At 53.3% G+C, this 13,944-nt stretch carries 10 protein-coding genes; 4 read left to right on the forward strand and 6 right to left on the reverse strand.

What is annotated here, in order from left to right:
* Positions 1-24: 24 nt before the first annotated feature.
* The 3 genes from bamA to C0557_RS05895 all read right to left on the reverse strand — a co-directional run bounded on the left by bamA (position 25) and on the right by C0557_RS05895 (position 6,702).
* On the reverse strand, positions 25-2,448 hold the full coding sequence (gene bamA, locus C0557_RS05885; protein ID WP_208657823.1) for an outer membrane protein assembly factor BamA: 2,424 nt from the start codon (positions 2,446-2,448) through the stop codon (positions 25-27).
* Between the two features lie 667 nt (positions 2,449-3,115).
* Entirely contained in the window at positions 3,116-5,374 is a 2,259-nt protein-coding gene (locus C0557_RS05890) for a TonB-dependent siderophore receptor (RefSeq protein ID WP_208657824.1), read from the reverse strand.
* 422 nt (positions 5,375-5,796) lie between these two features.
* Positions 5,797-6,702, reverse strand: coding sequence for a LysR family transcriptional regulator (locus C0557_RS05895; protein ID WP_208657825.1), 906 nt, complete (start codon positions 6,700-6,702; stop codon positions 5,797-5,799).
* A gap of 167 nt (positions 6,703-6,869) precedes the next feature.
* Between C0557_RS05895 and C0557_RS05900 the strand changes: the two genes are divergently transcribed.
* The 4 genes from C0557_RS05900 to C0557_RS05915 all read left to right on the forward strand — a co-directional run bounded on the left by C0557_RS05900 (position 6,870) and on the right by C0557_RS05915 (position 10,853).
* Entirely contained in the window at positions 6,870-7,619 is a 750-nt protein-coding gene (locus tag C0557_RS05900) for an SDR family oxidoreductase (RefSeq protein WP_208657826.1), read from the forward strand.
* 272 nt (positions 7,620-7,891) lie between these two features.
* On the forward strand, positions 7,892-8,857 hold the full coding sequence (locus C0557_RS05905) for a fatty acid desaturase (protein WP_208657827.1): 966 nt from the start codon (positions 7,892-7,894) through the stop codon (positions 8,855-8,857).
* On the forward strand, positions 8,823-9,641 hold the full coding sequence (locus C0557_RS05910) for a phosphate/phosphite/phosphonate ABC transporter substrate-binding protein (protein ID WP_253073786.1): 819 nt from the start codon (positions 8,823-8,825) through the stop codon (positions 9,639-9,641). The genes C0557_RS05905 and C0557_RS05910 overlap by 35 nt, the downstream gene beginning before the upstream one ends.
* Before the next feature lie 120 nt (positions 9,642-9,761).
* On the forward strand, positions 9,762-10,853 hold the full coding sequence (locus C0557_RS05915; protein ID WP_208657828.1) for an NADH:flavin oxidoreductase/NADH oxidase: 1,092 nt from the start codon (positions 9,762-9,764) through the stop codon (positions 10,851-10,853).
* Positions 10,854-10,910: 57 nt separating this feature from the next.
* On the opposite strand, the gene C0557_RS05920 is transcribed toward C0557_RS05915, so the two are convergent.
* The 3 genes from C0557_RS05920 to C0557_RS05930 form a co-directional block, all read right to left on the reverse strand.
* Positions 10,911-11,108, reverse strand: coding sequence for a hypothetical protein (locus C0557_RS05920; protein ID WP_043954449.1), 198 nt, complete (start codon positions 11,106-11,108; stop codon positions 10,911-10,913).
* A gap of 214 nt (positions 11,109-11,322) precedes the next feature.
* On the reverse strand, positions 11,323-13,032 hold the full coding sequence (locus C0557_RS05925) for a pectate lyase (RefSeq protein ID WP_208657829.1): 1,710 nt from the start codon (positions 13,030-13,032) through the stop codon (positions 11,323-11,325).
* A 57-nt stretch (positions 13,033-13,089) separates the two neighbouring features.
* A complete protein-coding gene (locus C0557_RS05930) occupies positions 13,090-13,797 on the reverse strand; it encodes an oligogalacturonate-specific porin KdgM family protein (RefSeq protein WP_208657830.1) in 708 nt (235 codons plus the stop codon).
* Positions 13,798-13,944: the final 147 nt, after the last annotated feature.

Raw genomic sequence — 13,944 nt, forward strand, 5'->3', positions numbered from 1 at the left:
TGCCAGGTAATGACGTATGCCGCGTTACCAGGTTTTGCCAATATTAAACTGGAACTGTTCGGCTTTATCGTTCGCATATTTTTTAAAAGGCTGCGCATAAGAGAAGACCAGCGGTCCCAGCGGCGACATCCACTGTAAGGCGATACCTGCGGAAAAACGGATATCATAAGGATCGCTGTAATCTGGCAGACCCGCTGCCAGCGTTTGTGCCGTGTTATGCCAGGAGGTACTCCAGACCGTTCCGGCATCGACGAATAATGAGGTGCGCAAGCTGTCGGCATATTTATCGCTGACAAAGGGCGTCGGGACGATAAATTCACTGTTCAGCACCACCATCGCATTTCCGCCCACCGCATCATCTGAATTTTCCAGTGGGCACCCGCTATAGCTACTTTCTGATCCGTTACAGCGGTAATAAGCCGATTTTGGTCCAATAGTATTTGAGGAAAAGCCGCGAACGGACGACGATCCGCCAGCGTAGAAGTTGTCATAAAACGGTACTTCTTTGCCATTCAGCCCGCCAGCATATCCTGCACGCAGACGTTCCATCCACACCCAGTTTTTATCGCTGTTTAATGGCAGATACTGCGCGCTGTCGAAACTGATTTTGTAATAGCTGTTATCGGAACCCGGAATGGTTATTTTGCCGGTTAAGCTGCTTTTATTACCGGAACGGGGGAAAAAGCCGCGATCCAGCGAGTTATAGCTCCAGCCCAGCGAGGCAAAGAAGTCATTGGCGCTATATTCCGCGTTGCTGTCTTCATCTTTGGTCACAACATCAGGGTAGATACCGCGTGAATTAAGGTAATTCCAGGTGGTGAGTTCCGGTTCCATATTGGTTAATCGGTTATGGACATAATCCAGCCCGAGATTGATCGTATTATTTTCGCTGACCGGGAAGCCCATATTCCCGCTGAGGCCATAACTTTGCTGATTGTAGCTACCGGTGTCGGCATCAGTGGCATCGTAACTGTTATAGAAAATTTTGCCGCCGAGGCTTACCCCATCAACAGTGAAATAAGGATCGGTGACGCCCAGTTCAATATAAGACTGGTAACTACTGCGCGTACCGTTAAAACTGACGGTGTTGCCGGTGCCGAGCCAGTTATCTTGCGAAACGCCCAACTGGTAACTGATACCGCTATCCGTACCGTAGCCGAGGCCGACATTAAAAGAGCCGGTATTACGCTCCTTCACTTTATATTCGACATCCACCTGATCCGGCTGGCCGGGAACCGGTGTGATATGGCTCTCCACGGTTTCGAAATAGCCGGTGCGTTCCAGCCGCGCTTTCCCCTGTTGCACTTTCTCATCATTCAGCCATGCGCCTTCCATCTGGCGCATTTCCCGGCGCAGTACCGAATCGCGGGAGGTATCGTGGCCGGAAAAACGAATCTGGCGTACTGAGTAGCGACGTCCGGCATTGACATTAATCCGCAACGTGACGCTACGGTTTTTGTCGTCAATCTCCGGCACGGTATTGACCTGCGGCCAGGCATAACCATCCTTGCCGTACAGTTTTTTGATCGCCTCTTCGACGCGGGTAATACTCGCAGCGCTATAAGTTTGTCCTTGCAGCGTGTGCGCCAGCGCATCCACCTCTGCATTGCGCTGCGCCAGCTCGCCGTTCACCAGTGTGCTGACGACCTGATAGCGCTCACCTTCGGAAATATTCAACGTGATATACAGCGATTTTTTATCCGGCGTCATACTGACCTGGCTGGAGTTAATCGCGAAACGCGCAAACCCGCGATCGAGATAATAGCTGCGGATAGTCTCGATATCGGCTTCAAGTTTTTGCTTCTGGTATTTCTGATCGCCAAGCACATTCCACCACGGTACTTGATCGTGTAATTGCAACTGATCCAGTAAGGTCTGATCGCTGAATGCATGGTTGCCAATAATATTAATCTGGACGATTTTGGCAGAAAGCCCTTCCTGAAAAACAAATTTCACATCAACGCGATTGCGCGGTAATGGCGTTACCACGGAATGAACCTGAGCGCTGTATTTCCCCACGCTGTAATAAAAATCCTGCAACGCTTTTTCTATTTCCGCAAGGTTATTGCGATCCAGCGCTGAGCCTTCCTGAATACCATTGGCACGCAGATTCTCTTTAAGCACATCCTCTTTTATCGCTTTATTTCCGGCGAAGCTAATCTGTGCGATTGTTGGGCGTTCTTTGACCTTTACCAGCAATGTCTCGCCTTCGCGCAGGATCTGCACATTATCGAAACTGCCGCTGGCGTACAGCGCACGTACCGATTCGCTGATATCGTCATTGGTGACATCTTCACCCGCTTTGATCGGCATACTGAGCAGTGCTGCCCCAACGGTAACGCGCTGCAAACCTTCAAACTGAATATCATTGATTTTCAAAGAGGTGGCGGCATGCAAAGCGCAAGGAGACAATAATAAACCGGCGATGATATTGTATTTTTTAAGCATGAAAGTTTCGTCTAAGAGATATTTTCAAAGAGAACGGCTGCGAATAGAAATGCAGGATTGCATTTAATCATGGGGAAATAATGGAGAAAGCATGGATATACACCGCAGGTAAAAATAATATGCGTGCGTGGAACTTTATTTGAATATCAATATCGAAAGATTGTCTGCGAGGAGTGTAATATTATTTTCAACTATTGTATTAAAAAAGCCCCCTTCCTGAACGGGGGGGAAGGGGGAAGAGTCTATTAGGAATGATGTTCTCTGCACTCAACAAAGAACGCTGAGACAATAACAAATAATGCGTCAGTTAAAATGAAGAAAACATGGATAATATATGTATGAAAAAAGCGAGGGACGCCGGACATAAATTCATTAGGCAAGGAAATCTTTAATAAAGAATGCAGTAAAGGGAAATCCCCCCTCCACCGCATGGCTGCGGTTGGGATTTGGAAGGGGGGATGGAGTACTACTTTTATGAAGGAGTGGTATTAAACCACAGTTGATTTCTGCTGGATCCATTCCCGCCGAACTCAACTGAGCTAATAATAAACCCGCATCGTGAAAGGATTATGCAGAAGCGATGAAGATTTTGTCATCATATATAACAGCGCGGATTTAGCGCACAAAAAAGCCGGAAAAGTAACCTGTTCCGGCTTTGATAGCGATATCAGAAATGGGTGTTCACGCTAACATAAAAGGTGCGTCCGGATTCATTATACGTTTCTGCGCCTGCGCCGTACAGGTAAGCACCGGTGGTGCTGTTGCCGGTGGTTTGCGCATTACCGGCGCGGTAGTGGCGGATATCAAAGATATTGTCCACGCCGCCGGTCAGGCTCAGGTTTTTGTTCACCGTCCAGGTCGAGCTCAGGCCGACCACGCTGTAAGGGCTGACTTCATTCAGCTCGCTGCCGGAAACCGCTTCGCCTTTATAGTTGAAGCGTTTGGGTTTCTGGCGTCCGTACCAGGTAAAGGTGCTTTGCAGCGACAAGTCATCGCGTACCTGCCAGGCCAGCGTCGAGTTCAGGGTAAATTGCGGGATCACCGACAGGCGATCGCCGGTAGTTTTGTTCTTGCTTTGCAGCATCCACGTCATATTGTTGCTCCAGTTGACGCTTTCGCTGACCGGAACATTCAGCGTGCCTTCCAGCCCTTCGACTAACGCTTTTGGCACGTTTTCCCACTGATAAATATTAGTGGTGCCATTGCTGGCGGTACCGACGGCGGAATAACCGGATTCGATCTTGTTGTGGTAATCGTTACGGAAGTAAGTAATGCCGCCCTGGAAGCCGTTGTGTTTGTACTCAATGCCGATCTCTTTGTTAACGCTGGTCTCGGCTTTCAGATCGCTGTTACCCATCAGATAACAGGCTGAGCTGCTGGCATAGCATCCCTGGCCATTACTGTAGAGGATGTAGTTCGGGTTGAGCTGATAAAGATTCGGCGCTTTATAGGCGCGTGCAATCCCCAGTTTCAACGTCCAGTCTTCCGCCAGCCCTTGCGACAGGTTCAGCGACGGGCTCCAGTTGTTGCCGACAATCGAATGGTGATCGAAACGCAGCGCCGGGGTCAGCATGGTGCTGTCGGTAAGGGCGATATTGTCTTCGGTAAACAGCGAGAAGATCTCCGCGCTGGAGTAAGGGCTGCGGTTGGTGCTGCTGACGCCATCAATCGATCCGTAAGAGAGCGACTGAGTTGTCGAAACGCCATCTTTCATGCGCTGCTGGTTCCACTCGGTGCCGATAGTCAGGTTCTGATCGACACCCAGCGTAAACGGGATGTTGACCTCGCTGTGCAGCAACACATCGGAAAGATCAATATCGAAGAACTTATCGCTGGAGAAGATCCCTTCCGTGCCGCCAGCCAACCCTTCGCCGAGCCGCGAGTTGCGGGTGTGTTCATACTGGGCGTAGGTGTTGGTTGTCACACCATTGTCCCAGCTGCCGGTCCAGGTCACGCCCCAGTTCTGGCGGTAAAGGCGGTTGGTCTCTTTGCCATACATACTTTTCACCAGCGTGCTGGTGTTGGTGTTCTGCGTATCGCCTGCGTACAGGTTGCCCTGACGGCTGTAGCCGGATTCAAACTCCAGTGCCTGCATCGGGGCGAATTCCCAGCGCACTTTGCCGTGAATATCTTTATTGATCGCCCCTTCACGGCCTGCCGGGTAGGAACCGGCGTAGGAGCCGGTGCGTGCGGCTTCGTGGCCGGAGTTGATGTCCTGCGCGTCGGCCTGGGTTTTGCTCAGGTTGCCCCACAAATTAAAGCTGACGGTATCGGAAAGCGGGCCGTTCAGGCTGAAGTTGGTGCGTTTCGTCGAACCCTCTTTGCGATGCTGCGGCGCGTTCAGATAGGTGTTCCACGAACCGTGCCATTCGCCGGTGGTAGGTTTGGTGATGATATTCACCACGCCGCCCATCGCACCGTTACCGTAGCGCGCGGCGGCCGGGCCACGGATCACATCGATACGTTCGATCATTTCCGCCGGTACCCAGTTGCTGTCGCCACGGCTGTCACGATCGCCACGCCAGCCATAGCGCACCGAGTTACGGCTGGTCACCGGTTTGCCATCCACCAGAATCAGCGTGTTTTCCGGCCCCATACCGCGGATGTCGATCTGGCGGTTATTACCGCGCTGGCCGCTGGTGGAGTTGCCGGTCAGGTTGACGCCAGGCTGCGTGCGGATAAGTTCAGAGACATCGCGGGCGGGTGGGTGTTTGCGGATTTGTTCGGCGGTGATGGTGGAAACGCCGGAAGCCTGCAACGTCTGTTTGGCGGCGGTCACCACCAGCGTATCTTCCTGCGTTTTGGCTGTCTCCGTCGCAGTTTGGTCAGAAGTATTACTGGTGTCAGCGGCCTGTACCGGAAGCGCCAGACCCCACAGCGCCGCGTGAATCAGCATAGCCAGTGGGTAATGCGAAGCGTGTTTCATGCCATATTCCCTGTATTTTTATGTGTGCGGTTCTCGCTTTTTTCGGGCGTAGTGACGCCTCCCTGAGCCGTGGCATAAAAAAGAGAATACATGCCCGGACTGCGGCGGTTATCTGCGTCATTAAATGAGTAAAAAACGAGAGGGATTATTTGCACGATGGGGAAAACGTTATTCGCCAGAGAATCCTCATCATGCGGGAATGACGTTAATGGAAATGAAATTTATTATCAAGATAATAACTATTCAAAATTTACAAATTTAAATATAGTTTAAAATCAGTATGTTACAAATATATCTCCGGGTTCAATTGAGCGATAAATAAATAAGAAAAAATAAAATATCACCGTTAATCCATAATGCTTTCAAATTTTCTTCATTATTAACTTTGTTATTCGTTGAGTCACGAAAATAATATGCCGACATTAGCGGCTAACATTTTTCGGGAAACTCTCCAGCAGCCAGTCAATAAAAACCCGCAGGCGATGCGTGACGTGGCGGTTTTGCGGATAGACCACATGGAAAGGGTAGGGCGCGGGACGCCACGGGCGCAAAATTTCTACCAGCGCGCCGCTCTTCAGTGCGCTTTCCAGCGCATAGCTGAAGGTCTGAATAATCCCCAGCCCGGCCAGACCGGCAGCCAGATGGGCGTTACTCTCGTTTACGCCGATGTGGTGATCGACCTTGATTTCACACTTTTCGCCGTCGCGCTCAAAACGTAAGGGGAAGGCTCTGCCGGTTTGCGGCGACAGATAACTCACCAGCCGGTGGCCGTTTTTCAGCTCATCCGGATAGGCGGGCGTGCCAAAGGCTTTCAGATACGCGGGCGTGGCGCAGGTCAGCAGCGTTGCGGCACCAATCTGGCGGGCGATCAGCGAGGAGTTATCCAGCGGGCCGCCGCGGATCACGCAGTCCACGTTGTCGCTGATCAGATCCACCGCGCGGTCAGAAACGCCAAGATCGATACGGATATCCGGGTAGCGCGCCAGAAACTCCGGCAGCGCCGGGATCAGCACATCGCGCGCCGTGGAGCCGCCGACGTCAATCCGCAACTGACCCCGCGGATGGCTGCGCACGCTGTTAAAGGAGGTATCGATATCCTCCAGATCGCGCAGAATGCGCGCGGTCTTGTCGTAATAGTCTCGTCCTTCCGGCGTCACCGTCACCCGGCGGGTGGTACGCTGCAACAACCGCACGCCGAGGTGCGCTTCCAGCTCCTGCACCAGTTTACTCAGCGTGGCGTTGGGCATCTCCAGTGAATCTGCCGCCCGGGTAAAATTCCCGGCTTCCACTACGCGGGCAAAAGCCCGTATTGCCTGCAACTGATCCATACATTTCCCCTTTACTGGTGCAAGCTGATTATACACAACGGTGAATAGTCATTTTCATTTTTCGCTATTTTTCAATAAAAACGCCAGCGCTACAGTACAGCCATACCGAAGACGTCAGCCCGGCTGACCGTTGGTAAACCCTAAAACCCAAACTGAGGAACAGAAAAATGACGAAACCACTGAGCGGAAAAATTGCCCTTGTCACCGGCGGCACCAGCGGTATCGGCCTGGCAACGGCGAAAGAACTGGTAGCCCAGGGTGCACGCGTCTTTATTACCGGCCGTCGGCAGAAAGCGCTGGATGCAGCAATCGCTGAAGTGGGCGCCAACGTAACCGGCATTCGTGCGGATGCGTCCGTTCCGGCGGATCTCGACGCGGTGTATGCGCAAATCGCCAAAAGCGCCGGGCGACTCGACATCCTTCACGCCAACGCCGGGGGCGGCGATATGCTGCCGCTGGGGTCGATTACCGAAGAGCATTTCGACCGCATTTTTGCCACCAACGTACGCGGCGTGCTGTTTACCGTACAGAAAGCGCTGCCGTTGCTGGTGAATGGCGCATCGGTTGTGCTGACGGGTTCTACCGTGTCGATCAAAGGGACCGCCAACTTCAGCGTCTACAGCGCCAGTAAAGCCGCCGTGCGTAACTTTGCCCGCTCGTGGTCGCTGGATCTGCAAGGCCGCGGTATCCGCGTCAACGTGGTCAGCCCTGGCCCCATCCGCACACCGGGTCTTGGCGATTTAGTCCCGGATGAACACCGTCAGGGCCTGTTTGACGCGCTGGCCGCGCAAGTCCCGCTGGGCCGTCTTGGCGAACCGGAAGAGGTCGGCAAAGTGGTGGCTTTCCTCGCGTCGGATGCCTCCAGCTTTATCAACGGCATTGAGCTATTTGTTGATGGCGGTATGGCGCAAATCTGATGGTCAACGCCCTTTATTACTGCTCAGCGTGCTGCTGGGATTGAGCGGTTTGACGCAGGCCGCCGGGATCAAAACAGCCGGAATCGATCTCGCGAGGGTGTGCGTTACGACGTGGCGCAACAACATATCGACGATCGGCGCGGCAAAGTGGCCTGAGCCGCACTGCCCGGCGTTTTGCCATTTTCAGCAATAGTTACGCCATTTAAGTTGGTTGTGATTTCTGCCGTTCCCTCACATCGTGACGCGAATCAGTGCAGAGAGTGTATGAGTGAATGGCAAAACGTCGTGCGGTTTATTTACATGAAGAACAACGTGATTTTATCCAACAGCGCGCCCGCAGTTTGCTGTGGCGCTATGAGCTTCCCACCTGGACGGTGATTATTGCCGTGTATGGCGGCTGGTTCGCCACGCTGGCGAACTGGCAAACCTTAGGTTTGTGGCCGGCAACGTTGCTGCTGATTGTGTTTACCTGCTGGTATCTCTCTGTACAGCATGAATTAATCCACGGTCATCCAACGCGCTGGCCGTGGTTTAACCAACTGCTGGGCCTGCTGCCGCTGGCGGTCTGGTATCCGTACGGCCTGTACCGTGATTCCCATCTCGCGCACCACAACACGCCGGAACTGACGCTGCCGCACGCGGATCCTGAGTCTTATTATTTTGCCCCTCAGCGCTGGCTGCGTTTCTCGCGTGTGCTGCGCGAAATCATTCGTCTGCGCAACACATTCCCCGGACGGTTGCTGCTGGCGCCGCTGCTCGATATCGGGCAACTGCTGGCAGGCATGATTCGCGCGTTTTATCGGCGGCAGACGAAAACTATCGCCATGTGGCTGGTGCATGGTGTATTGCTCGCGGCGCTGTTTACGTGGATGGCGCATTGCGATTTTTCGCCGCTGTGGTTTGTGCTGGCGGTCAGTTATCCGGCGCTGGCGGTGACTAAAATCCGCTCTTTTCTCGAACATCAGGCGGCGGACGATCCGCTGGCGCGCTCGGTGATCAATGAAGCGGCGCTGCCGTGGCGCATTCTGTTTCTGAACCTCAACTATCATTCCATCCACCACGATCTGCCTGGCGTGCCCTGGTATGGATTGCGCACGCTCTACCTGCGTGACCGGCAAGCTTACCGCCAACGTAATCGCGGATTTCTGGTTCGGGGCTATAGTGAATGGTTACGACGCTTTTTGTTTACATCGGTGGACGTGAATGCACACCCAGGCTGCAAGCAACACAACGACTAACCTGTTCTCTTTGCCCATGTACGATCTGCACCGCGCAGACACCGTGGCGCTGGGCGGTGTGCTGAAAGAACTGTTCGCCGCTCGCGGCATCATCGCAACGCATGTCTGGCCGCCGCCGGATCTGTTGACGCACTGGCAGGAAGATGCGCTGCTGTTAAGCCAGACTTGCGGTTATCCGCTGGTCACGCAGCTTGATAAAGTGCAAACCGTGGGCTGTTTTCACTATCAGGCTCCGGGTTGCGAAGGTATTCGCTACTGCAGCTTCCTTGTGGCGCGTGAAGAAGAGAGCGGGAAAACGCTGGAGGATTTTCGCGGTCAGCGGGCGGTCTGCAACGCCATCGAATCACAATCGGGCTATAACGCCTTGCGGAAAATGGTCGCTGCGCTCTCCGGCGGGAAACGTTTTTTTGCCGCAGTGGAGTTTAGCGGCAGCCACCGGCAATCGCTGGTGGCCTTACAGCAAGATCGTGCGGATATCGCCGCCATCGACTGTGTCACCTGGGCGCTGCTCCAGCGCCATCAACCGGATTTACTCGAAGGGCTGACGATTATCGGGCAAAGCCCGCTAACGCCCGGACTACCGCTTATCACCTCCGCTTCAACCTCCGCCGCCAATCTGGCGCTGCTGCGGGAATCATTACAGCAACTGGTCAGCGATGCGCAGTATCACGATGTTTGTGCGGCGGCATTAATTGGCGGTTTTGCTGCTGTTACACGCGAGGATTACGCTTTACTGCTGGAGTGGCGGGATGACGCGGCAGCGCACGGCGTGGTTGATTTATAAATATTGAAATATTTCATCATGTTGTGAAAAACAAAAGCCAACAAACGGCACGTTCCGCTAAAGACAATCGCGCGCGGCAGGCAGAAAGTCATGAGCCGTAGCCGGAATTAAGGAGAAGAAATGAGCAAATTATTTACGCAAGCAAACGTGGGCCGCGTTGCGCTGGATAACCGCATTGTTATCGCTCCTATGTGCCAGTATTCCGCCGAGGCGGGGAAAGCGACCGCCTGGCACCGCATTCATTTGGGCAACCTGGCGCTTTCCGGTGCCGGGTTACTGATTATTGAAGCCACCGCCGTAGAGCCGGAAGGGCGTATCTCGCCGCAGGATCTGGGCTTGTGGGATGATGAGACACAGCAGGCGCTGCGCGTGGTGCTGGATGATATTCGCCACTATTCACCGATAAAAGTGGGCATCCAGTTGGGCCATGCGGGACGTAAAGCCTCCGTCAGCGCGCCGTGGCTGGGCGGTAAACAGCTCAGCCTGGAAGAGGGCGGCTGGCAAACGATCTCCGCTTCGGCCGTGCCGCACGATCCGGGCGAACGCCCGCCGCGCGAAATGAGCCAACACGATCTGCAACGCGTCAAACAGGGCTTTGTTGACAGCGCGCGTCGCGCCGTGGCGCTGGGTATTGAGGTGATCGAACTTCATGCCGCTCACGGTTATCTGCTGCATCAGTTCCTGTCGCCGCTCTCCAACCAGCGTACCGACGAGTACGGCGGTAGCCTCGAAAACCGCCTGCGCTTCCCGCTGGAAGTCTTCAGTGCGGTGCGTGACGCTGTGCCGTCATCTGTGGCGGTTGGCATCCGTATTTCCGCCACCGACTGGATAGAAGGCGGCTGGGATCTGGAGCAATCCATCGAACTGACGAAGAAAATCGAAGCGGCGGGCGGCGATTATGTTCACGTCTCCAGCGGTGGGCTGTCGCCGTTGCAGAGCATTAAAGTGAGCGCCGGGTATCAGGTGCCGTTCGCCAAAGCGCTGCGTCAGCAGACCAGTATGTCGGTGATCGCCGTTGGGCTGATTACAGAGCCTCAGCATGCGGAAGAGATTCTGCAACAGGGAGACGCGGACTTCATTGCGCTGGCGCGCGGTGCGCTCTACGATCCACGCTGGCCGTGGCATGCCGCCGCCGCGTTGCACGGCGCGGTGCATGTTGCGCCGCAGTATCGTCGCGCGGAGCCGCACGGCGTGAAAGGCACGGTAAAATAATCAATTCAGGCGAGCCTGGCCGCAGCAGGCTCGCCTGCCTGAAAGCATTAAGCGGAGCTAAACGCCTTTGCGTACCAGCTCCGCTGCTTGCAGAAAAACCTCATCTTCAACCCCATCACCCCGGCTTCTGCCTTGCCGTTCGATCTCCTGAATAATGTTGTCGCGGTTAATCGCCTTCCGTTCCGAAACCAGTCCAATTACTGCTGCGCCAATGGCTAATCCAATGAGTCCCGTGTGCTCATCATTGAACTTCATGCTCCACTCCTCCTGATTGTTGGTATAGGAAAAATCTAGCACAGGGGGATATTTTCGTCATTTTCCCAAAGTGCCACGCGATCAGCAGGACAGGACCGCTATACGTCCCTATTTTTCAAAGAGTTGCGGCAGGGTTGTGCAGGTTATTAGCGGGCTGTTCAGGGACAAATCAACAAGATGGCCTCTCACTGGTTGGCAGTGAGAGGCCACTTAATCACTTTTTACCGTTAGGTTTTAACTGCTCGCCCGGCTTGAGTTTGAACAACTCGTCGTCGCGCGTGGAGTAGCGCACCGTACCATCATCCAGCCGGTATGCGCCTTCGGTAAACCCTGCGCCATTGAGGAACGGTGCCACCGCATCCGGTTTACCGCGCATCGCCGCTTCCAGCGCCAGCAAGGCATAAGGGGCGATATTGTCGATATTGGCGTAAATATACTGCTGATCATCGACGAAAAAGCCATTCAGGCGTTTGTGGGCAAGAATGTTGTCCGCCACTTTATCCGCCAGCGTGAGGTAGCTTTTATCGCCGGTTGCCTGCGCCAGATCGATCAGCGCAAAGATGGCGTACGGCTCGCTGTTTTGCGTGTTGAGATCCAGTTTGTGGTTTTTGCCTCCGGGTTCGCCGATATCACCCAGCCCCTGGCTACGGGCAACCCCGCGCGCCACTTTCCATATCTCTGTATCCGGCTCCAGCGTCCAGGCGCGGGCGTAAGAGAGCAGGAATTCATTGCCTGCCGGATAGGGCTTCAGCACGGTACCTTTTTTGCCGTAGTAGCCGTCACGTTTCACGGTATAACCCGACAAATCGCTGCCGTTTGCCAGCATTGGCCGGAAGGTGTTGCTGTTCGCGTCATAGGCATATTTGGCGAAAGCTTTCAGGCCATCCAGCGTCCATTTTTTGATGTCATCCCCGTCGTGTCCGAGAGATTTCGCCAGCGCCAGTTGCATCAGCGCGTTTTCCGAATAGAGCGTGCTGGTGCGACCTTTCAGCATCATATTGCCTTCCAGCGCATCCGCGCCAAACTCCGGGCCAAACTGGCGCTGTGCGCGGTCGCCATATTTGGAGTTGGTATCGCTGTCGTCGCTGGTTTCAGCGCGTTTTAACGCCTGGGTAAATTGATAAACGCCCAATCCGGTCTTTTTATCGCGCGGCAGGACATACTGTTCCGCCAGCCGTTTTGCCCAGGTGAGCGCGCCTTTGTCACCATCGTGTTGATAGAGCAGCGAGGCGGAGTAGATCAGATCGTTCCCGGCATTGAGGAAACTCAGGCCTTTGGTGGCAAAGAACGGCGGCTGTTGTTCAAACTCGCTGTTCCACAGTTTGCCCATTGCTTTGTCGTATTCTCCGTGGCGGCTGGTTTCCAGGATCTTCCAGTCGTAAACATGCGCATTCCAGAACGCACGGATAAAACGTTCGGTCGCCGGTTTATCAACGGCAAACATCAAGTCATAGTAGGGGTAGGCGTTCTTTAATTCATGAACCTTCTCTTTCTCGCTTGGCCCTTCCGGTTGCAGCGTGTTGAGATCGATAAAGCGGTGCCCGCCCCACAGCAGCAGCCCGCTCTTGTCCTGATAATGGCGGAAATAGTAGCGAACATTATCTTCGGCCAGCTTTTTGTATTTTGCCTCGCCGCTCAGATTACTTAACCCAACCAGCACGCGCATCAGGTTCTGCTGCGCAGAAAAATTCGACAGCACTGCGGTTTTCCCATCCGGGAAGATCCATTCCATCTGCTTGCCGGTGCGCGGATCAACGCCATCGGCCAGTAACGGCACGTTAGGCTGGTTTTGCGCGGCGGCCTTCGCCATCACCGTGTCGGCAAAGGCTTTGACGCTGCTCAGGCGCGCGCTCTCTTGCGCAATGGCCGCGCAGGAGAAAGTACTCAACATCGTTAATGTCAGCGTTATTTTTGACAGTTTCATTATTCGCCTCTTTAAAAATAAGGATTTCTGCCGAAATCCTTATTTATATCCGGGTTATCAGAAATTATATTTCACACCGACGCGATAACGAGTTTGACGTTCGTCCGTATATTTACTGCCGGATACATTACCAATCGCAACATACGGCGACCAGTTTTTATCAAATTTGTAGGTTAATTTCACATCATGCGTCCAGTCGTAATTTTCATTATCGGCTATCAGCACACCAGCGGAAGTTGCGTGTTTATAATCCAGTTCGTAGTCGAGTTGATAATCATTAAACAGTTTCCATGAAAGGACGGCCGTCAGGTTGTAGCCGTTTTCGCTGGTGTCTTTTGTGGTGCCGATGTTGTTGGAGTTGCGCTTGCGCTTGAAGTAAGGGCGGTAGCGCAGCGTAGCGCCGACATCGCTGGAGAAGTTGACCTTGCCGCGCAGATACGGGCGATAGTTATTCGAGGTTGAACTGCTGTCCAGTGAAAAACCCGGTTCAATCTGGAAGGTTGGATTAATTTTATAAACATAACTGGCGACCACTTCCGTACCATTACTGACGGTTTCGTGATACGCCTTGTCTTTATTTTGTGAGCCTTTCCATTTCCCTTCCAGCGATAAACCAAAGCCATTTGCAAAGCGGTGCGACATTAATAGACGATCTTTGTGGTTATTACCGCCACTGTCATTTGTTTCATGACGATAATCAAAAGTCACTGCCTGAGCCGCAATACTGAACAACGGAATGGTAGTTAATAACAACGTGCGCAACATAATATCCCCTATTATTTTAATCCAAAGGTACAGAAGGTTCTCCGCAAAAGAATTGCAGATAGTTTTAATTCAGCGGGAATGCGATATTCCCTGCTGATAAAAATTGATATAATTAGCAGGCGTAATAATTATGACAAATATAATCAC

This window comes from Kosakonia sp. MUSA4 (genome assembly GCF_013085925.1).
Lineage (GTDB): Bacteria > Pseudomonadota > Gammaproteobacteria > Enterobacterales > Enterobacteriaceae > Kosakonia > Kosakonia sacchari_B.

What these genes read in the sequence shown, in the direction of transcription:
- bamA (WP_208657823.1), bottom strand. Translation starts at nt 2,448, where the DNA reads ATGCTTAAAAAATACAATATCATCGCCGGTTTATTATTGTCTCCTTGC.
- C0557_RS05890 (WP_208657824.1), bottom strand. Translation starts at nt 5,374, where the DNA reads ATGAAACACGCTTCGCATTACCCACTGGCTATGCTGATTCACGCGGCG.
- C0557_RS05895 (WP_208657825.1), bottom strand. Translation starts at nt 6,702, where the DNA reads ATGGATCAGTTGCAGGCAATACGGGCTTTTGCCCGCGTAGTGGAAGCC.
- C0557_RS05900 (WP_208657826.1), top strand. Translation starts at nt 6,870, where the DNA reads ATGACGAAACCACTGAGCGGAAAAATTGCCCTTGTCACCGGCGGCACC.
- C0557_RS05905 (WP_208657827.1), top strand. Translation starts at nt 7,892, where the DNA reads ATGGCAAAACGTCGTGCGGTTTATTTACATGAAGAACAACGTGATTTT.
- C0557_RS05910 (WP_253073786.1), top strand. Translation starts at nt 8,823, where the DNA reads ATGCACACCCAGGCTGCAAGCAACACAACGACTAACCTGTTCTCTTTG.
- C0557_RS05915 (WP_208657828.1), top strand. Translation starts at nt 9,762, where the DNA reads ATGAGCAAATTATTTACGCAAGCAAACGTGGGCCGCGTTGCGCTGGAT.
- C0557_RS05920 (WP_043954449.1), bottom strand. Translation starts at nt 11,108, where the DNA reads ATGAAGTTCAATGATGAGCACACGGGACTCATTGGATTAGCCATTGGC.
- C0557_RS05925 (WP_208657829.1), bottom strand. Translation starts at nt 13,032, where the DNA reads ATGAAACTGTCAAAAATAACGCTGACATTAACGATGTTGAGTACTTTC.
- C0557_RS05930 (WP_208657830.1), bottom strand. Translation starts at nt 13,797, where the DNA reads ATGTTGCGCACGTTGTTATTAACTACCATTCCGTTGTTCAGTATTGCG.